Here is a 229-nt window from a genome sequence, read left to right on the forward strand (position 1 = left end):
TTCCGCCCCCCCCCCCCCCGCCCCCCCGCCCCGCCCCCCCCCCCCGCCCGGGGGGGCGGGGCGGGCGGCCCCCCCCCCCCCCCCGCGGGGGGGGCCCCCCCCCCCCCGCCCCCCCCCCGCCCCCCCCCCCCCCCCCCCCCCACCCGGGGGGGGGGGGGGGGCCGCGCCCGAACCCGGTCGCGGCGGCGGGGGGGGGCTGCGCCCCCCCACACAAAAAACAAAAGAGCGG

Annotated in this window: 1 protein-coding gene; it reads left to right on the forward strand. The window is 91.3% G+C overall.

Annotated features, from left to right (window positions below):
• Window positions 1–229: hypothetical protein (locus tag AC0L23_RS40205; RefSeq protein WP_473358453.1), on the forward strand; the 229-nt coding region annotated here is incomplete at both ends.

The sequence above is a fragment of the Bradyrhizobium sp. MI1.4 genome (genome assembly GCF_055811315.1).